This window comes from Catenulispora pinistramenti (assembly GCF_018274385.1).
In the GTDB taxonomy this organism is placed as follows: Bacteria; Actinomycetota; Actinomycetes; order Streptomycetales; family Catenulisporaceae; genus Catenulispora; species Catenulispora pinistramenti.
Genome location: NZ_JAAFYZ010000020.1, coordinates 61,820 through 78,092 on the forward strand (window position 1 = coordinate 61,820; position 16,273 = coordinate 78,092).

The 16,273-nt window shown below is 66.7% G+C and carries 20 protein-coding genes and 4 pseudogenes; 14 read left to right on the forward strand and 10 right to left on the reverse strand.

From position 1 onward, the window contains the following. Nucleotides 1–44: 44 nt before the first annotated feature. A complete protein-coding gene (locus KGQ19_RS08675; protein ID WP_194893725.1) occupies nucleotides 45–545 on the forward strand; it encodes a hypothetical protein in 501 nt (166 codons plus the stop codon). 387 nt (nucleotides 546–932) lie between these two features. Beyond that, on the forward strand, nucleotides 933–1,244 hold the full coding sequence (locus KGQ19_RS08680) for a BTAD domain-containing putative transcriptional regulator (RefSeq protein ID WP_194893726.1): 312 nt from the start codon (nucleotides 933–935) through the stop codon (nucleotides 1,242–1,244). Here the strand turns inward: KGQ19_RS08680 and KGQ19_RS08685 are convergent. From KGQ19_RS08685 to istA, 3 genes are read right to left on the reverse strand one after another with little or no spacing between them, the layout of a single operon-like run. Beyond that, the gene (locus KGQ19_RS08685; RefSeq protein ID WP_194893727.1) at nucleotides 1,219–1,848 is read right to left on the reverse strand and encodes a hypothetical protein; all 630 of its coding nucleotides are present in this window, start codon (nucleotides 1,846–1,848) and stop codon (nucleotides 1,219–1,221) included. The genes KGQ19_RS08680 and KGQ19_RS08685 overlap by 26 nt on opposite strands. A gap of 46 nt (nucleotides 1,849–1,894) precedes the next feature. Then, complete coding sequence (gene istB / locus KGQ19_RS08690) at nucleotides 1,895–2,668, reverse strand: IS21-like element helper ATPase IstB (protein ID WP_194893728.1); 774 nt, start codon at nucleotides 2,666–2,668, stop codon at nucleotides 1,895–1,897. Further along, entirely contained in the window at nucleotides 2,665–4,260 is a 1,596-nt protein-coding gene (gene istA, locus KGQ19_RS08695; protein ID WP_212008557.1) for an IS21 family transposase, read from the reverse strand. The genes istB and istA overlap by 4 nt, the downstream gene beginning before the upstream one ends. A gap of 346 nt (nucleotides 4,261–4,606) precedes the next feature. On the opposite strand from istA, the pseudogene KGQ19_RS52655 reads away from it, so the two are divergent. From KGQ19_RS52655 to KGQ19_RS52665, 5 genes and pseudogenes are all read left to right on the forward strand, one after another. Next, nucleotides 4,607–5,074, forward strand: a pseudogene (locus KGQ19_RS52655) (tetratricopeptide repeat protein); the annotation flags it as partial. A 92-nt stretch (nucleotides 5,075–5,166) separates the two neighbouring features. Next, nucleotides 5,167–5,343, forward strand: a pseudogene (locus KGQ19_RS53625) (tetratricopeptide repeat protein); the annotation flags it as partial. 15 nt (nucleotides 5,344–5,358) lie between these two features. Next, a complete protein-coding gene (locus KGQ19_RS53630) occupies nucleotides 5,359–5,658 on the forward strand; it encodes a tetratricopeptide repeat protein (RefSeq protein WP_194893730.1) in 300 nt (99 codons plus the stop codon). Nucleotides 5,659–5,789: 131 nt separating this feature from the next. Continuing rightward, a complete protein-coding gene (locus tag KGQ19_RS50950; RefSeq protein ID WP_267254829.1) occupies nucleotides 5,790–5,918 on the forward strand; it encodes a hypothetical protein in 129 nt (42 codons plus the stop codon). Between the two features lie 159 nt (nucleotides 5,919–6,077). Then, a pseudogene (locus KGQ19_RS52665) lies at nucleotides 6,078–6,239 on the forward strand (ATP-binding protein); the annotation flags it as partial. 47 nt (nucleotides 6,240–6,286) lie between these two features. On the opposite strand, the gene KGQ19_RS08715 reads toward KGQ19_RS52665, so the two are convergent. The 4 genes from KGQ19_RS08715 to KGQ19_RS08730 all read right to left on the reverse strand — a co-directional run bounded on the left by KGQ19_RS08715 (nucleotide 6,287) and on the right by KGQ19_RS08730 (nucleotide 10,197). Further along, a complete protein-coding gene (locus KGQ19_RS08715) occupies nucleotides 6,287–6,616 on the reverse strand; it encodes a hypothetical protein (RefSeq protein WP_194893731.1) in 330 nt (109 codons plus the stop codon). 654 nt (nucleotides 6,617–7,270) lie between these two features. Then, entirely contained in the window at nucleotides 7,271–7,630 is a 360-nt protein-coding gene (locus KGQ19_RS52670) for an ASCH domain-containing protein (RefSeq protein WP_194893755.1), read from the reverse strand. 1,095 nt (nucleotides 7,631–8,725) lie between these two features. Next, the gene (locus tag KGQ19_RS08725; protein WP_212008558.1) at nucleotides 8,726–9,298 is read right to left on the reverse strand and encodes an AAA family ATPase; all 573 of its coding nucleotides are present in this window, start codon (nucleotides 9,296–9,298) and stop codon (nucleotides 8,726–8,728) included. Continuing rightward, the gene (locus tag KGQ19_RS08730; protein ID WP_212008559.1) at nucleotides 9,298–10,197 is read right to left on the reverse strand and encodes a hypothetical protein; all 900 of its coding nucleotides are present in this window, start codon (nucleotides 10,195–10,197) and stop codon (nucleotides 9,298–9,300) included. Before KGQ19_RS08730 ends, KGQ19_RS08725 begins: the two co-directional genes overlap by 1 nt. Before the next feature lie 157 nt (nucleotides 10,198–10,354). Here KGQ19_RS08730 and KGQ19_RS08735 point away from each other — a divergent pair, with 157 nt between their 5' ends. Continuing rightward, on the forward strand, nucleotides 10,355–10,789 hold the full coding sequence (locus KGQ19_RS08735) for a hypothetical protein (RefSeq protein WP_212008560.1): 435 nt from the start codon (nucleotides 10,355–10,357) through the stop codon (nucleotides 10,787–10,789). 41 nt (nucleotides 10,790–10,830) lie between these two features. Here KGQ19_RS08735 and KGQ19_RS08740 read toward each other — a convergent pair whose 3' ends face one another. Both KGQ19_RS08740 and KGQ19_RS08745 read right to left on the reverse strand, forming a co-directional pair. Continuing rightward, on the reverse strand, nucleotides 10,831–11,805 hold the full coding sequence (locus KGQ19_RS08740; RefSeq protein ID WP_212008561.1) for a hypothetical protein: 975 nt from the start codon (nucleotides 11,803–11,805) through the stop codon (nucleotides 10,831–10,833). A gap of 77 nt (nucleotides 11,806–11,882) precedes the next feature. Further along, complete coding sequence (locus KGQ19_RS08745; protein WP_212008562.1) at nucleotides 11,883–12,374, reverse strand: hypothetical protein; 492 nt, start codon at nucleotides 12,372–12,374, stop codon at nucleotides 11,883–11,885. A gap of 239 nt (nucleotides 12,375–12,613) precedes the next feature. Here KGQ19_RS08745 and KGQ19_RS08750 point away from each other — a divergent pair, with 239 nt between their 5' ends. The 6 genes and pseudogenes from KGQ19_RS08750 to KGQ19_RS49435 form a co-directional block, all read left to right on the forward strand. Beyond that, nucleotides 12,614–12,820 carry a hypothetical protein gene (locus tag KGQ19_RS08750; protein WP_212008563.1) on the forward strand — a complete coding sequence of 69 codons (207 nt, stop codon included), beginning with the start codon at nucleotides 12,614–12,616 and terminating at the stop codon, nucleotides 12,818–12,820. Between the two features lie 128 nt (nucleotides 12,821–12,948). Further along, nucleotides 12,949–13,143, forward strand: a complete 195-nt coding sequence (locus KGQ19_RS08755; protein WP_212008564.1) for a hypothetical protein — start codon at nucleotides 12,949–12,951, stop codon at nucleotides 13,141–13,143. 5 nt (nucleotides 13,144–13,148) lie between these two features. Further along, the gene (locus KGQ19_RS08760) at nucleotides 13,149–13,436 is read left to right on the forward strand and encodes a hypothetical protein (RefSeq protein ID WP_212008565.1); all 288 of its coding nucleotides are present in this window, start codon (nucleotides 13,149–13,151) and stop codon (nucleotides 13,434–13,436) included. 268 nt (nucleotides 13,437–13,704) lie between these two features. Then, nucleotides 13,705–13,908 carry a helix-turn-helix transcriptional regulator gene (locus KGQ19_RS08765; protein ID WP_212008566.1) on the forward strand — a complete coding sequence of 68 codons (204 nt, stop codon included), beginning with the start codon at nucleotides 13,705–13,707 and terminating at the stop codon, nucleotides 13,906–13,908. Then, a complete protein-coding gene (locus KGQ19_RS08770) occupies nucleotides 13,905–15,341 on the forward strand; it encodes a tyrosine-type recombinase/integrase (RefSeq protein WP_212008567.1) in 1,437 nt (478 codons plus the stop codon). Before KGQ19_RS08765 ends, KGQ19_RS08770 begins: the two co-directional genes overlap by 4 nt. A gap of 281 nt (nucleotides 15,342–15,622) precedes the next feature. Then, a pseudogene (locus KGQ19_RS49435) lies at nucleotides 15,623–15,847 on the forward strand (IS5/IS1182 family transposase); the annotation flags it as partial. Nucleotides 15,848–15,968: 121 nt separating this feature from the next. Here KGQ19_RS49435 and KGQ19_RS08780 read toward each other — a convergent pair. Beyond that, the coding region (locus tag KGQ19_RS08780) for a RibD family protein (protein ID WP_212008569.1) at nucleotides 15,969–16,273 on the reverse strand (305 nt) is incomplete at its 5' end.

Below are 16,273 nucleotides of genomic sequence, written 5' to 3' on the forward strand. Positions count from 1 at the left end.
GGTCGAAGAGACGCGCCGAAGGACCGAGTAGTCTCGACCGCACCATGGCGAAGAAGCCCTCCCCGCTCCGGAACCGGCTGGCGCGGCATCAGGCCGACCGGCACTCTAGCGTGTACACCGCGCTGCTGGCCCCGACCGTCGAAGACCGGTCGCTCTTCGACGTCGCCTGGGACGCCCTGAGGCGATCCGATCTATTCGACATCGCCAACGCCGATGCCCTAGCCGAGCGGTTCACCTGGCTACCCGCCTTCGACTCGACCGCCGCCACCGGCTGGATCGCCGGAATCCTCAGCGGCTCGCTGGCCTACCCGGCAGCCACCGACCCGCTGTCCGATCCCAAGCTGTGCGCTCTTGAGGCCGACGTGATCGCGGCGCTCGGGCCGGAGGCGCGGTGGCACGCCAACGGCGACCATCCGCTGCCCGGCTTCGTCCCTGCCGGGAAGTCGCAGGGTTGGCGGCCGATCACCACAGCGACCTTCGATCGCGCGGTCGTCGCACGGGGGAGCGGAGTCGATCTCGTGCTGGCGTGCACGGACGAGGACTGAACGACGCGGTCACAGTGCCGTCGGCAGACCAGCCCCGCATGCGCGGGGACCGCGACTGGGTCTGGAGGCTCCAGGCGTGCGTGCAGGGACCAGCCCCGTATGCGCGGGGACCGCACTGCCTGACCTGCCGACCTACCTGAACGCAGTGCAGCAATCCTTGGGTTTGAAAGAATCCGACATAAATGTCATTCGGGCCATTCCGCGCCCTCCTGAACCTTGCGCCGTTGAGCCGCCTTACACCAAGCGGTCTTGGTGGTTGACGGTGCTGCGGTGGGTAGTTCCGCACCCTCGCGGATGAGTGTATGCCGTTGCGGTCGAGGGCTTGGAAGGCGAGTCTATTGACGACGACGCCCACCACTGAATGTCTCCACGCTGCGGGGGGGGAGGATGGCCAGAGGACGGGTTCGAGCTTTCGATGCGGCCCGCTGGGCGGACCCCGGCCGGGGCTACCGGGCCGCGTTCGACCTGTGGCGGGGGCCGTTCCTGGCCGACGTGGTCGCCGAGGGCTGGCTGGCCGACGAGGCCAGCCGGTTCGACGAGCTGCGCTGCCGTACCGCCGAGGGCTGGATCGGTGCCGAGCTGCGGCTGGGCCGCCAGGACGAGGTGATCCCTGTGGACGATCGCGTAATTCCCGAGGCTCACGATCACGTAATTCCCTGGGCGTCCAAGGGATCTAGGCTTGCGGGGAGGCCGCGGTGAGGCGTTCGGTGAGGTGGTTCGCGAAGAGCTGGTACTCCGCTGCGATGGGGATCGTCGCGTCGTTCCCGTAGGCGGCCAATCCGTCGGCGAGACGGTCACGGGCCTCTTGGAGCTCACCACGGAGCAGGTGCAGGGCCGGGATGAGCAGGTTCTTGCGGTCGGGGTTGGCGACGAAATGCGTCGTGCGCAGTGCCGCCAGCAGGGCGTCGGAATCGGCGTAGCGGCGCGCGAACGGCAAACCGTAGGCATCGACCAGGTCTCGAAGGCGGCCGGCCGCCGGCTCAGCTTGCTCTGAGGTGGCGATTTCGAGCTGCAGGAAACGGTTCTCCGGCGTGAGGTAACCGACCGGGCGGCTCAAGGTGCCGGTGGTGGGCGGGGTCCCGAGGAGTTCGGCGACGAGTTGTTCCAGCGGCTCGTAGTGCAGGCCGACGACCGGGTTCACCTGCAGCGGCAGTGCTCGGGTGGCCTTGTTCAGTCCGAGCCAGGCATGGAAGCCGTCGCCGAGATCCAGGGTGTAGATGTCGCCGCTGCGTTTGCGCCATCCGGCCGCGGTCATCCGGTCTTTGGCTGCGGCACGGAAGGCGCTGATCAGGTCACGCATCATCGGGCCAGAGTATGCGGCGCCCGATGATCGCCCGTGACCGGTTGCCCTACTTGATCGTGGGCTCCTCCGCCTTGGCGGCGGGGTTCTTCGGTCGCTTGTTCGGCCGGTAGCTGGGGCCGTTCATGATGACCTGGTGACTGGTGTTGATCAGTCTGTCCAGGAGTGACTCGGCGACGACCGGGTTCGGGAACAGCGGATACCAGTCGGATGGTGCCCTGTTGCTCGTGACGATCAGGCTCCTGCCCTGGCGTTCGCTGACCAGCTCGTAGAGGTCGTCGGCCTGGGGCGCGGTCATCTGGCGCATCGCGAAGTCGTCGAGGATGAGCACGTCGGGACGGACCAGCTCACGGACCCGCTTATCCCAGGTGCGGTCGGCATGCCCGCCGGCCAGGTCGGCCAGGACGCGGCTGGTCTTCGCGAACCGGACGTTCGCGCCCTGGCGGACGGCCAGGTGCCCGAGTCCCTGGGCGACGTGCGTCTTCCCGACGCCGACCGGCCCGAACAGGATGACGGACTCTCCGGCATGCAGCCAGCGCAGCGCCGACAGGTCGCGGATCTGGGCGGCGGGCAGTTTGGAGGAGGCCGTGAAATCGAACTCCTCCAGCGTGACCTGCTGCTCGAACCGGGCTCGTTGCAGACGGCGCTGGAAGGCGACCGTCTCCCGACGGGTGATCTCGTCCTGGCAGAGGACCTGGAGGAACTCCAGGTGGCCGAGCTCGCCGCCGTGGGCCTGCATCAGCCGGGCGTCCAGAGTGTCCAGCATGCCGGACAGACGCAGGGCCTTGAGGGATTCGCGCAGGGCGTTGTTGACCGGGTTCATCGGGCACCGCCTTCGTCGTCGTCGGGGACCTCGGGGTGAGCGGCGTCGTTCGTCGGGTCCGGTGCCGCGGCGGCCGCGAACAGTCCGGCCGGGCCGTGCAGGAACGCCGCGGCCCCGGCGTCCCCGGTCTCCGGTTCCGGTTCGGTCTCGGTGCCGGCGATCAGGATTCCCTTGACGGTGCGATACGACGGGTCGCCGACGGCGATGGCCTTGGCGCAGGCGGCCTCCAGGCGCTGGTCACCGTACTTCTTGCGCAGGCCGACCACGCCTTGGGCGGCGCGCAGCCGGTAGAGGGCGTTGACCTCCAGCAGCCCGTCGATGACGTGGCCGCAGGCCTCGCCGACCGCGGCGGCCTGGGTGCGGCACCAGACCGGGGTCCGCATCTGGAAGGCGATCTTCTCCGGCGGGTAGTCGTTCTTGTCGGTGCGTTTGCCCTGCTCAAGTGCGGTGTGGGTCTTGACCATGTCGCCGTCCAGAAACACCTGGACCATCGTGGCCGTCGAGCGGACGTCGACGCGGCGGCCGATCAGCGCCCACGGCACCGAATACAGGGTGCGGCCCACGCGGATGTGGATGTCCGGGCCCACGACGGCGGTCGACCAGCGGGCCAGCGTGAACGGCGTCTCCGGCAGCGGCAGCAGCGTCTCGGCCTCGACGGCGGCGAACACCTGGGCCGGACCCGCTCCGCCCAGCGGCCGGCACTGCCGGCGCCCGGCCACTACTTGGGCCCACTCGATCGCCTCGGCCTGCATGTGCTCCAGCGAGACGAACTCCCGCCCGGCCCAGAAGGAGTCCCTGATATAAGGCATTTGACGTTCGACTCTTGGCTTGTCCTTGGGATGCAGAGCCCGAGCGGGATCCACCAGGGTCCCGTAGTGCCTGGCCAGCTCCGCATACGCCTTGTTGATCTTCGGGTCGTAGAGGTCGGGCTTGTCCACGCCGGTCTTCAGGTTGTCCGGCACCAGCCGGCGCGGGACACCGCCGAAGTAGTCGAACGCGGCGACGTGCGACTCGGTCCAGGAGTGCTGGTCCATGCTGACCACCGGACGGACGAACATGTGCCGCGAGCACGGCAGCACCATCACGAACGCCCAGATCCGGTGGCGCTTGCCGGAGCGCGGGTTCGTCCACTGGCCGAGGAACCCGTAGTCGATCTGCGCTTCCGAGCCCGGCTCGACCTCATCGAGCAGCACGGTGACCCGTGAGCGCTCCGACTGCTCGGGCATCGTGGCCCGCACCCAGCGCCGGAACGTCGCGACCGGCGCCGTCAGACCGTGCTCGTCCCGCAGCCGCTGATGGATCGTGGACATGTTCACCGTCCCCAGCAGCTCTTTGACGAACTCCCGGTGCGGGTCGATCTCACCCCAGGTGATCTGCCGCAGCCGCCGGTCGCTCATCTCCGGGAACCAGCTCTTGATCAGCTTGGACCAGTCCTCCTCGCTCATCGGCGGCCCGCCCGGCACGGTCCCGGACCGCTCGGCCGGCACGAGGTACTTCCTGACGGTCTTCGCATCCACACCCAGCGACATCGCCACTTCCGTCTTCGAGCGGCCCGCATACCAGTGAACGAAGATCTCCATGATGTCGACCACAGTGGACGTCCTCCTTCCCATCCAGCTGCCCATCGGTCCGTCGAACCGTGAGTGCAGGGGGATGAAGAACGCGTACTTCGCGACCCCGTCCCTCCCGACCCGAGGCCGTGCTACCTAGGGGACCGAAGAACGAGCGCTACGAAGTATGACAAACCACTGAAACCACCCGCAGGCGGGAACGCAGCCCGTCGAAGACCGATAGACGTCAGACCTCGACCCCGCAGGGACGAACGACGCCGACCTGGGGAATTACGTGATCGCGATCATGAGATCGTGCGGATTTTCGTGATCGCCCACACTCGCGGCCTTCCTCATCCAGGAGGGGCTGTGGCCGCAGGCCGCCGCCCTGCACGGCGCCGCGGCACAGGCCGCGCACCGCGGCGGCGACCGCCGGGGCGAGGCCGACGCCCTCTGGGACCTGGGCCGTGTCTGCCACATGATGGGCGATTACTCGGCCGCGACCGATCTCTATGAGCGGTCGCTGACGATCTACCGGGACCTCGGTGACCACCAGGGCGAGGCCAACGCCCTCAACAACATGGCCCGGGCACGGTTCCACACCGGCGACTTCCCGGGCGCGGCTGGCATGCACGAGCAGGCCCTGGCACTGTTCGAGCGACTCGGCGACCGCCGCGGCCAGGCCAGCGCGGTCTTCGAGATCGGCCGCGTCCACCGCATGCGCGGCGAGTACCCGGCCGCGGCCGGCATGCACGACCGCGCGCTGGCGATCTACCTGGAGCTCGGCGACGGCCTGGGCGAGGCCAACACCCTCAACGACATGGCCCGCGCACACCATACGATCGGCGACCTCCCGGCGGCGGCCCGGCTGCACGAGCGGGCCCTGGCGATCTTCCAGGAGATCGGCAACCGCCACGGCGAGGCCAGTGCCCTGTCCGGCTTGGGGCCATCAGCCTGGCGGCCGAGGACTACCCGGCCGCCGCCGACCTCCACGAACAGGTCCTGGCGCTGTGCCGGGAGCTCGGCACCCCGCACGGCGAGGCGATCGCCCTCTACGACCTGGGCCGCCTCCGCCTGGCCACTGGCGACACGGCGGCCGCGGCCGACCTCCACGAACAGTCGCTGGCCCTCATCCGAGTGGTGGGGGACCGGCAGGGCGAGGCGGAGATCCTCAACAGCCTCGCCGGCATCCTCGCGGGCACCGCGAGACCGCACGAGGCGCTGCCCCTGTACCGCCAGGCGCTCCGACTCGCCCGTGAGGTCCGCAGCTTCATCTACGAGGCGCAGGCCCCCGAGGGCGCAGCCCGCTGCGAGATCCGTGCCGGCGCCGGCCCCGCCGCACTGGCCGGGTTCCGGGAGGCGATCGCCATCTACCGCCGCATCGGCGCTCCGGAGGAGGAGGCGGCCAGGGTCTACCTGGCCGAGGCGGAGACGGCGTGAGGCTGCGTGCACGGGGGCGCAGCAACTTGGCGTCGCCGCCGTGCATCGAGGCCAGATCAAGGCCTTGGAACCAGACCAAGCCAAGGCCGCGTCGAGCAGATGTTTTCGATGGCCAGCGGCCCACCGGTACCGTGACCGCGACCAGCACCTCGGTGACGGTGTTCGCCGCAGCCAGGATCCTGCCGATCGTCGGCATCGACTCGGTTGCCATGACGGCCGACGCGACCGCCAGGCCTGAAACCGCTGTACTCAGCCTGTAGCGGCGAAGAAGGGGGAACGGGAAGGAGAGCACCGGTTGTGAGCACGCTGTTGGCTGTAGTCCGGTTCGTTCGGGCCTTGGCGTCGGCGGTGGGGACAGTGGCACTACTTCGGTCGGCCGTTGCCGGACCACCTGCCCGGATACCGCGACGTCACGGCGTGGCGTCGATTGGTATCTGTTGTTCCCCAACCCCGTCGTCGCCGAGTCCCTCCTGGACAGAGTGATCAACAACAGTCATCAGGTCATCATGAACGGCCCCAGCTGCCGGCCGAACAAGCGCTCCAAGAGCGCGATCAGGGAAGGCTCGCCCAAGGCCAGTTAGACACGCCGCATCGATGCTCTCGTCGGCACACTACCCGACGAGAGCTCTCACTCAACGACTTGAGCCTCCGGTCCGCCGACCAGCTCGAAGTCGACCATGAACTTGCCGTGCTCGGCAGGGACGACGCGATAGCTGAAACGGCGACCAGGCAGCGTCTCAATGCCGACCTTGAACTTCCGAGCGAGGACGTCGGCAAGCTCGCGATGCTTGTCGTTCGGATCGTCAACGGCATGCGCATGCGCGAAGGCCCTCCGCACTGCGGTGACGACGTACTCAACCCGGCGGCCATCGCTGAGATCCGGCTCATAGCCGTCGTGGTCACAGCTCACCACCTGAGCAAGAACCTCACCCGGACTGGCGTTCGGACGATCGCTCATAGGCCGCCATGCTAGCCGGGGCCGGCCCATTACGTGACGCGAGCCCAGGAGAATAACGAGACGGTTCACAGCCAGCGGGCTACCCGTTCGCCTGCGAATGTGGTGAGCGCGGATGTCACAGTCTGGTCGAGTTGCCTCTGGACGACTTCGCCACCGTTGCTGCCGTGCTTGCGCCAGGCCACTGACGAAGCGTTTCGCGGCGAACATACGAGGCGGCTCGTCGCCGTTGGTTGACGATCACGCATTGAGTGGTTTGATCAACTCCACGTCGATCGGCGCTATGCTGCATTCGATCTTGCCCGGGTCACGGTGACCTTGCATCAAGGGGTGGGGTTGCCGGTCATGTCGCGCGTGTTGAGCGTCGTGCCTGGAAGAGTTACGAGCTCTCCGGCGGTGGGGTTCGAGGTCGGATACATCGAGCCGTCAGGTGAGGAACTGCGTCGGCCGCTGGCTGACGCGTGGGCGGTGTGGTTCGAGAATGCGGTGCCGGTTCGCGAGTTCAAGTCCTATAGACCGTCCGGCACAGGGTTTCGCGGGCTACGGATCGCTGCCCCGCTTGTCGCCTACATCAGAAGAGCTCGGGTCCGGACTGCCCTCACCCAATCGAGCGAAGTGCAGAGAACGTACTGGTAGCTGCGGCGAGGTTGACCTGTCTCAGACGAGTTCGATCTCGATGGCCAGGACGCCGAGGGCTTCCTTCTCCGGGCCGTAGATCCGGCGGATGTTGGCGAGTTGTTGCTCGCGCGGGCTGTCAGGGTTGACCCGCGCCGGGCCCTCGGTGTCGAGCATCTGCTCGAAGGAGGTGTAGCGGGCGACGCGCTTGACGCGCGTCAGGGCGTCGTCGGTGCCGCAGATGAAGCGGATGTGGTCGCCGGCGGCCAGGCTGCGCAGGTTGGGGTACTGGACCCGGACCTCGATGGTCTTGCGGCCGGATGCGACCAGGTCGAAGTAGCGGCGGTAAAGGTTCATCTCGCGGGCGCGCACGCCGGTCTCGGTGTCGGGGCGGGCGTTCATTAGGCGGTCGATCTCCAGGGTCGTGTATGAGCGGTAGAAGTGTTTGGGGTCCGACAGCATGCGACCCACCAGCCAGACCATCGCGTCGACGTAGTCGTCCACGGCGCCGGTCCAGGCGGTCGCGTCCAGCATCCAGGGCCGGGCGCCGGGCGGGGGAGCCATCCGGCCTTCCCGAATGAGGGACTTGGACAGTTTGGCACCGGTGTCAGTCAGCACCATGGGGGTGAATACGCGCGGCGGCGGGGTGAGGCCGGGCAGTTGGGTGAAGGCTTCGTCGACGAGTTGGCAACCGAACGCCCAGTCGCCACCTTTGATCATCACAGATAGCGTCACAGCGTCGCGGGCTGCCACACGCTCCTTGACGAGGTTCCGGTACAGGGTGGCCAGGTCCAGGTAGGCATGGCTGTCCGGGGTGATCGTGACCTTGTAGTCGCCGTGGTCGATGCAGACCGCTGCGAAATCGGCGCCGCCGGAGCCGGCGGTGACCAGACGGGTGCGCTCAGCGCGCTTCTCGGCCCAGCCGCATCCCGGGCACGGGAAGCGCAGATGGACTTGGCCGTGGGAGGGGGCCAGCGGCCAGCGGATCGTCTCCAGATGACCCAGCGTCGCCAGGAACTCGTACCGGAACACAGGGTCGGCTTGCTGGGCGGTGTAGGTCTCGACTTCGTAGTCCACTCCGGTGGCGTCGGCCAAGGAGTCGAAGAACGCCCGGTAGTACTGGTCGATCAGGCCGTCGACGGCGGCCGCGCCCAGGGCATGGTGGTAGGTCTGCTGGTAGGCATGGTGCGTCTCAGGGTCCAACACCACGTCGTAGGGGGCGTTGTCCAGCGCGCCGAAGCGGACTATCGCATCGACGTTGAAGGTGCGCTTGGCAGCTTTGGCCAGTAGAAATGCGGCGGTCTGCACCAGGGAGGTGCCCAGGTGCGGGGCGCCGTTGATCTGAGTGCCCACACAGAAGGCGACCCGCTCGGGCCGGGACGCCTGGAGGCGAGGCCGGATCATGTCGATGCTGCGCAGCATCGCGTTGGCCAGGACGTTGTTCGGGCTGACGATCTCCACGGTCTGTTCGAGGGCCATGAGCGTTCTCCTGCGCTGCTAGGCGGTGGGCGCGGACACGTTGGCGAGGATCTGATCGACGCGCTTGGCGGGGTCGTCAGCCGGGATGAAGATCGGGCGATATCCGGTGTCGTAGTAGCCCTGGACGATCAGTTCGTGGACACGGCGGATCTCCCGGTCCTGCGCGAACACCAGGTCGTCCTCGCCCGCGAAGGTGTCCAGCGGGTCCAGGACGAACACGGCGTCGTAGCGGTAGATCCTTGCGGCCTCCTCCAGCTCCGGATAAGGGGACAGGCCGAAGAAGGCGTCCCAGCCGTAGCCGTCGGGGATGCCGCGGTTGTAGAACCGCAGGCCGTGCTTGTGGGCGGCGTATTCCTGCACGAACGCTGCCAGGACCTCACGCGAGTACTCGCGACGGTCTCCAACCTGCAGGTGGCGGCCAAGGCGCTCGCGGTGCGCGCGGTAGATCTCGCGGGCCGGTTCGCCCTCGGTGGCCGGAATGGCGCGGTCGGCGAAATCGCTGAGGACAGCCTCCTTGCCGGCGGATGGCCCGCCGGTGATGACATAGCGGCGAGGTGGTCCGGACGGGTCGATCAATGCGGCTAGGTCCATCAGGACACTCCTTGTTCGGCAGGGGCCGCGGAGGCGGCTAGTTCGGTACACCAGGCGTCCGCTGCCGTGGCGGCAGGGCTGGTTTGGACGGCGGCCCAGAACAGCTCGGGCTGTTCGGATTGGGCGGCGCCTGCCGCAAGTGCGGCGGCGAGATCGTCGCTCACGGCGGGGTACCAGCCGGCCAGCAGCGCCAACTCCTCGGGCTCGGTTGGTGGGTCGGCCCCGAGCACACTCGGACCGTAGGCGGTCACGTATGCGGCGGCTGCGCGCAGGGTTTGGGCCAGCCGCCACAAGGCAGTGCGGGCAGCGTCGGTCGCCTGCGTGGAGTCCGGCCCGCCGGTTCCGGAGGCCACGGCGGCGGCGAGCAGGGCGGCTCGGAGCGCGTAGACGCCGGACCAGAGCGAGGAGAGCGCCTGTTCGTGCTCGGCGGCCTCCCAGGCGAACACATCGGCCGGCAGCCGTAGAGGTCTGCGAGCTTGGCCAAGAGCCGGCGGGATCGCGCGGCTGCGCAAGTCCTCGCTGTCGGCGTTCAGCAGGTCCGCGAGCCGTTCGCAGATCTCCGGCTCGACGCGCTTTCGGAAGTGATGGACCTCGTAGTCGGCCGACGCCGCGGCCTTCTCCCGCCGCTCGGTCAATGTCAGCCCGCTGGTCTCGGGGGCGGCGCCGAACAGCATGCGGGCCGGGACAGCGAGTCGGTGATGGCTGAAACGCGCGAGCTGCCAACGCAGCAACGAGTCCAGGGCCCGTAGCCGGCTGGCCGGGTCGTCCGGCCACGCGGCGCGCGCTACGACGCCGCGTAGGTCCAGCAGGACCGGATCGACTGAGGCGTAGTCCGACAACGGAAGCCCGGCCCGCAGCAGATCACGTAGGACCGCACCCGAAGCGCTCGGCGCGGCCACGGCTAGCGTCTCGTGATCGTGAAGAAGCTGGTCATGGCATTAGTTAACCACTGATGCCCAGTATATGCCCAGCGGAAGCAGTGACTCGGATCGCCGATGCGTTAGCTGAGGTGCGTCCAGGTGGCCGTCTCTGTGGCGCCCGCTTACGGTAGTGAACATGGCACGACGAACTGGAGCTTCAGCGCGGACTCTGGCGCTGACCAAAGCGCAGGAAGCGGTGGCTCAGCGAGATGCAGAGCGCATCAAACGGGAGAAGCAGGTCGAAGCGGCTCTGGCTGACTTCTATCAGGCGCAAGGCGAAGTGGAGCGGATACACGTGACTGCCGAAGTAGCAGCGGTGCCGTTCGAAGCCATTATTTGTGAGTCTGTCCGCTCACTGGATCGCCTGGGCGAGACCAGGCCGGGTATCGCCGGGCTGACTGGTCTTCCATTGTCTCGGGTGCGTGACTGCCTTTCCGGTGTCGCTTCGAATGCGCCAGTTGTCTCCTGTGTGGATGAGCCTGACCGGCGCGGGCACCCAGTGGCAGACGCTGCCGCCCTCGGAGAACAAGCGCCCGCCACCATGCCAGTCGTTCGGTCCGGAGCAGACTGAGCCTCCGCGCTGGGTCAGGACGCGGAGCTGCTTGAGCTGTGTCAGTCCAACTTCGATGTGCTTGTCGGAACTGGCGACCTGTCGGGCGTACCACTTCCGCCCAAGCGGGGCAGTGCCTGCACCACATAGCGCCGGGCCGCCCCTCGTGACAGTGGCGCAGGAAGTGATGCTGCGGCCTGATAGGCAGCTGCGTTCCGCTCGCGCTCGTCTTCGGAGAACAGGCGCAGGTCGCCGGACTGCATCTGATCCTTCAGAGCTGCTTCGAAAGCGACGCGCTTCGGTCCGGGGCCTCGACCGCGTCGAAACGCGTGCGTGGCAGGCGTCTTAGCGTGTGGGTTGGCCATGGCGTCCCCTTCGGGCTGCTCCGCATGCTCTTCCATCTTCGAAGCGGCGCGTTGCGAGTCATCCCCGGCAGCCGGCACGGCGAGGGCGCCTTCAGCCTCATACCGGAGCGAACCGCGCTGCTTGCTCCACATCCGGCCTGGAAAGTTGATCCACAACGTGGACGTGCGCCACATGCTGCGCCGCGCCTCGTCGGGTGCCAGGACACTGCGGATGTTGGCGAGCAGGTGCTCCAGAAACACGGCGTACATCACGGGCGGAACAGCTGCGACCAGATACCCGCCGGGCGAGCGAGACGGAGTGTTCAGCAGATTCATCGCAACGCTCGCCGTGATGCACCCGAGTAGCGAGATCCTGGTGGCGGTGCTGGTGCGGCACTGGACTGTCTCGTAGAGGCGGAGGAGGGAAACACCTGCCGTCCCGGCGTCCAGGAGCAGAGCCCAGATCTTCGCCTCCGTCCGCAGGTTGCCGTTGTGGGCCAGGACGTACCCGACCTGCGCGTGGTACGACAGCCATGCGGAAGCGCACGCGAGCGCGAACAGCATGGTTCCGGCCAGCGCCAGCAGCCCGTGAGCAAGCCAGTTTGGTGGGGGAGTGGTGCCGGACGCGCGCGTGGCCGCCGCGGATGATGGTCCGTCCGGGCATGCAGGCCACGCCGTATTCTGGTGAGACATCAGGGGTGCCTTCCTCTGATCAGGCCCCGATGGGATCCGCCAAGATCTTCACCGTCGGGGCCGTTTGATTTCTGCGCTCAGTGGTCGGCTGCTGCCTCGCGCTTATCGAGGAACTCCAGCCAGGACGCCAACAGCTCTGATTCGGTCGTGCCGTGCAGCGCGCTTCGGTGCCGGGCGAGGCCGGCGACCGCAATTCGGATCAGCATGCCGACGGTGATCTGATCGCTCACTCTGTTCCGGGCTCCGTCTAGGCCGTTGACCAGGTCGCTGAGTCCTGGTTCAAGGGTGCCCAACGGCGCGGCAATGCCCAGGAACTCGCGCCACGAGGCGAGTAGTTGCACTTCGTTGTCGCCGTGTAGTTGGTTGCCGTGCTCGACGAGGCCGTCGATAGCGACTCGTAGCACCGTGTTGGCGGTGATCCTTTCACCCTTGACGCTGCGAGCGTCGTGCAGCTCGCGAGCCAGGTGGTCCAGCGCAGTCTGCTGATCGGGGCGGATCAGCGCCTGTTTTGGCCGAGTCTTGGGCCGTGCATCCGAACCCTGCGGAGCATCACGGTCAAGGGGCGTCATCGGGTACCTTCCGGCTGGGATCGAGTCAGGGGCCAGCGTGTCCTACCTTTCTAGCCTGCTATCAGCCCATATCCAAAGAGATTCACTCTTTTGGACCTCTAAAACTCTAAGAGTTCTGAGTTATGGTGAATCTTGGAAGCGCGAGAGGGGGCCGGGTTGGCGCCCGACCCCCTCGCTACACGCTCGACTCGGTGTTACCGCACCGGCCGGGCCAGGACCCCTACACAGGAGGGAATCCAGTGACTCATTTTGCCATTCCTGACGACGAGTTCCTGTCCTTGGAGGACGAGGATGAGTTCGTCCCCATCCTCGACGACGGCGACATGACGCTCTCCGACGGCTTCGCGCCGCTCGGGCTATCGCTGGTCCCGAAGGAGCTCACGTTCACCATCGTGATCTTCGCTTTCGCCGCCGGCGTCGATACCGCGCGGTGGTGGAGCCGGTGAGCGACTGGCACTGACGCTTCACCCTCACATCACCTCGGGCTGAGTTGGCGCTCGGCTCGATCAAGGAATCGCTCGGTTTGGTGTTACCGCACCGGCCGGGCCAGGACACCCCTACACAGGAGGACTCCATGTCTCAGTTCGTCATGTCCCGGCGCGAGTTTGCTGGAGTCGTGGTCGGCATGGTCACGGCAAGCATCCCTGAAGACCCAGACCAGCCGCGTCGCGTCGTCGCTCTCGGGCGGATCTCGCGCAACGGCGGCCGGGTCGCGATCTCCGGCCACCTGGTCGGTCAGTATGTCGCTCCGGCTGAGGCTGGGCGGTGACGGCCATGTTTGACCTCGACGAAAGCAGCCTTGCCCTGGCCTGTATGACCGACGCCTTGTTCTGCTCTGATGTTGAATCGGGTGCCGCTCTCACGATCACTCAGGTGGCGCGAGCCATCAGTGAGGCGCTGAGAGTGCACCGGGACTGGAACGGGTTGACCCGGGCAGTCCGCACGGCGTTCGCGAATGAGCCTGCCGAAGCAGCCTGTCGCGAAGAGTGGTGCCGCCGGGTCGCCGAAAGAGCACTGAACTGGGCGGACATCGCCCTGGATTGCGGCGACTCCCTGGTCTAGCGCCGCTCTCTCCTCGGTAAATCCAGCGCTGGCCGCAAGCCAGGCCCTGTCCGTGAGGGCACGGCTTGCGGTCGGCGCCGGTACCGAGCAGTGCCTGTGTTCATGGGAGCGCCACAAGTTGCCGCGTGTTAGCTGAGGACTGATCATTGTGTTAGCTGTAACGAACAGAATCGATCCGGATGGCCGTTGCCGTTCATTTGGGTCTAGCCGCTGGGGTCTCCGCATTCGTGACTCGGAACCGCTCCGGCCCTGCAACGAGGAAACAACCGTGCCACGCATAGAGCTGCTCTCCCTCAAGCAACTGCTGGCCGAACTCGGCGACGACGAAGAGAATCCGCTGCCCAAGTCCACGTACTACGACTGGGACGCGAGAGGGGTGGCGCCGAGGAGCTTCAAACTGCCCAACGGCAGACTGCGCTTCCGCCGAACTGAGGTGGACCGCTGGATTGAGCAGCGGGAGGCGGCATCTTGAACGCCGAGGCCACCTTCAAAGTCCGCATCTGGGAGATCCGCGAGTTCAAGGGCGCCCGGGGAAAATCAACCTATGAGTGCCGTTGGTTCCTCGGCGACGAAACGAAGCCGCGTCGCGAGCAGTTCAAGAGCAAGCGGGCGGCCAGCAGCCACCAGTCGATGCTGATCGCGGCTCAGCGGAGCGGCGAGGCGTTCGCCTTCATCACGGGCCTGCCCGTATCGCATCTCACGACGATTGCTGCGCTGACCCCGCCGGCGGTCGAGATGCGCACGGCTCTCGACCTGGCGACGGCGTTCGTCGACCGTAAGTGGAAGGACGCTGCGGCGACCTACCGAGTCGACATCGCGAAGACCATGACGGCGTTCACGGTCGCGATGTTGGATGACGTACTCCCGGCGCGCTTCAACGGGCAACAACTGCGCTCAGCGCTGCGCATCTGGCAGTTCGCCGTGAACCATCGCGCGGGCATGCCGGACGACATGGCGGAGATTGTGTCGTGGATTGCCGGTCATACCCGGCTGGTGAACGTTCTGGACGACGCGGACATCTTCGAGACCGTCTTCTCCAAGGTGACCAGCAAGCTCGACGGAACGCCGATGGCGGAGTCGTCCTACAAGCGATACCGCACCATCCTGAAGAGCTTTCTCAACTACTGCGTCAGACTCCAGCAGCTGAGGAAGAACCCGTTGGACAACATGGAGATCACCGACACCAAGGCCAATCGCGCGACGACCGCGATCGTCCCCATCGATCGCCGCCGTCTGGCTGACAACGCGCTGGCCGAGTCGCTGCTTGCTGCGGTGGTGCGTACGAGCCGCAACGGGGAGGCGCAGTCCTTGGCGATGGAGGTCATGTATCGCGCCGGGCTCCGGCCGGAAGAAGTCGTGGCGTTACTGGCCGAGAACTTCGTCCCGCCCAAGCAGCGGGGCGGCTGGGGGAGTCTCGTCTTCGAGGAGTCCTCGCCCGAGACGGACAAGCGGTGGACCGATGACGGCACACGTCGCGAACGCCGCCAGCTCAAGCACCGTGGGAAGAAGACCACCCGCACGGTGCCGGCCCATCCGGTCCTGGCGGCGAAGCTCGTTGCCTACATCGAGGGCAGGAAGCTCAAGGGCAAGGCCCGACTGTTCAGCGGACAGCGGGGTGGCGAGCTGAACTACCGGGTGTTCGACAAGTCGCTCAAGCGTGCCCGCGAGGCGGTGATGTCGGCGGAACAGATCGATTCGGTGCTCGCGCGGACTCTGTACGACTGGCGGCACCTGTGCTTGACCAACTGGCTAAACCGCGGGGTCCCGCCGGCGAACGTCGCCATGTGGGCGGGAAACAGCGTACCCGTGCTGCTGGCGATCTACGTGAACGTCGTAGACAACGAAGAGCTTCTGTTGCGGCGGCTGGAGGGCATGTACGATGACACGCCTCCGGCAGCAGGTTGATCCAAATATGCGGTGACCAGGTGCTCAAGGCCGATCGGGGATGGCTGAGGGCTGTCGTGGCGACTCTGTTGGTCGAGGTTTGCAGCTGATCAGGTTGAGTCGCCTTCCTGGCGAAACACCCGCAGACGCTAGAGCTTGTCCGGTCGGTCTTGTGACGTGACGTAGCTTGGTTCGTTGTTCAGGTCATGGGGCGGGGTGATCTGACTGACGAGGTGCGGTTGCGGTTGTTCCCGCGGTGGCTTCACCTGCAAGATCCATCTGAGTGCCGACGGCCGGGGTGCCGCTGGCTGCGCCGGCGCGGGATCCGGCACACCATCCCGGAGAAGTCCGACAGCCAAGCCGCCCGCCTGCGCAAGGGATCGCGCGGTGGACGGCCACCGGGCTTCGACAAACAGTGCTACGGCAAGCGCAACAGCATCGAACAAGCCATCAACAAGCTGAAGCAGTTCCGTGCCGGCGCCACCCGCTACGACAAACGCAGCTACGTCTTCCTCGGCACCGTCCACCGTCACCACGGCGGCCCTCGTCATTGGGCTCCGTACATGATCGACCGGACAAGCTCTACGGGACATCCCTCGTTCTGCCGCACCGCTTCTGTGCGCCGTCGCCGCGGTCGTGGTTCCTGCCTTACGTCCGCATCTCGATGCGGACGTCGTCACCGAGCATCGTTACATCCTGGATCTTGAGCCGCAGGATGTCCTCGATCGAGGTCAGCCCGAGATTCGCCAGGACCGGGACTCCGGACGAACCCAGGAGGGCAGGTGCCACGTAAGCCAGGACCCGATCCACCAGCCCGGCGGTGACGAAGGAGGCTGCCAAAGTCGACCCGCCTTCCAGCAGCAGGCTGCGCACGCCTCGTGCGTAGAGCTGGTCGAGCAGCTCGCCGACGTCGATCCGGCCGTCGTTCAGCAAGGGAAGCCGAAGCTGTTCGG

Excerpts from the sequence above, each read along its gene's own strand:
- KGQ19_RS08675 (WP_194893725.1), top strand. The coding sequence starts at position 45 with ATGGCGAAGAAGCCCTCCCCGCTCCGGAACCGGCTGGCGCGGCATCAG.
- KGQ19_RS08680 (WP_194893726.1), top strand. The coding sequence starts at position 933 with ATGGCCAGAGGACGGGTTCGAGCTTTCGATGCGGCCCGCTGGGCGGAC.
- KGQ19_RS08685 (WP_194893727.1), bottom strand. The coding sequence starts at position 1,848 with ATGATGCGTGACCTGATCAGCGCCTTCCGTGCCGCAGCCAAAGACCGG.
- istB (WP_194893728.1), bottom strand. The coding sequence starts at position 2,668 with ATGAACCCGGTCAACAACGCCCTGCGCGAATCCCTCAAGGCCCTGCGT.
- KGQ19_RS08715 (WP_194893731.1), bottom strand. The coding sequence starts at position 6,616 with ATGAGCGATCGTCCGAACGCCAGTCCGGGTGAGGTTCTTGCTCAGGTG.
- KGQ19_RS52670 (WP_194893755.1), bottom strand. The coding sequence starts at position 7,630 with ATGAACGCCCGCCCCGACACCGAGACCGGCGTGCGCGCCCGCGAGATG.
- KGQ19_RS08725 (WP_212008558.1), bottom strand. The coding sequence starts at position 9,298 with ATGGACCTAGCCGCATTGATCGACCCGTCCGGACCACCTCGCCGCTAT.
- KGQ19_RS08735 (WP_212008560.1), top strand. The coding sequence starts at position 10,355 with ATGGCACGACGAACTGGAGCTTCAGCGCGGACTCTGGCGCTGACCAAA.
- KGQ19_RS08740 (WP_212008561.1), bottom strand. The coding sequence starts at position 11,805 with ATGTCTCACCAGAATACGGCGTGGCCTGCATGCCCGGACGGACCATCA.
- KGQ19_RS08745 (WP_212008562.1), bottom strand. The coding sequence starts at position 12,374 with ATGACGCCCCTTGACCGTGATGCTCCGCAGGGTTCGGATGCACGGCCC.
- KGQ19_RS08755 (WP_212008564.1), top strand. The coding sequence starts at position 12,949 with ATGTCTCAGTTCGTCATGTCCCGGCGCGAGTTTGCTGGAGTCGTGGTC.
- KGQ19_RS08760 (WP_212008565.1), top strand. The coding sequence starts at position 13,149 with ATGTTTGACCTCGACGAAAGCAGCCTTGCCCTGGCCTGTATGACCGAC.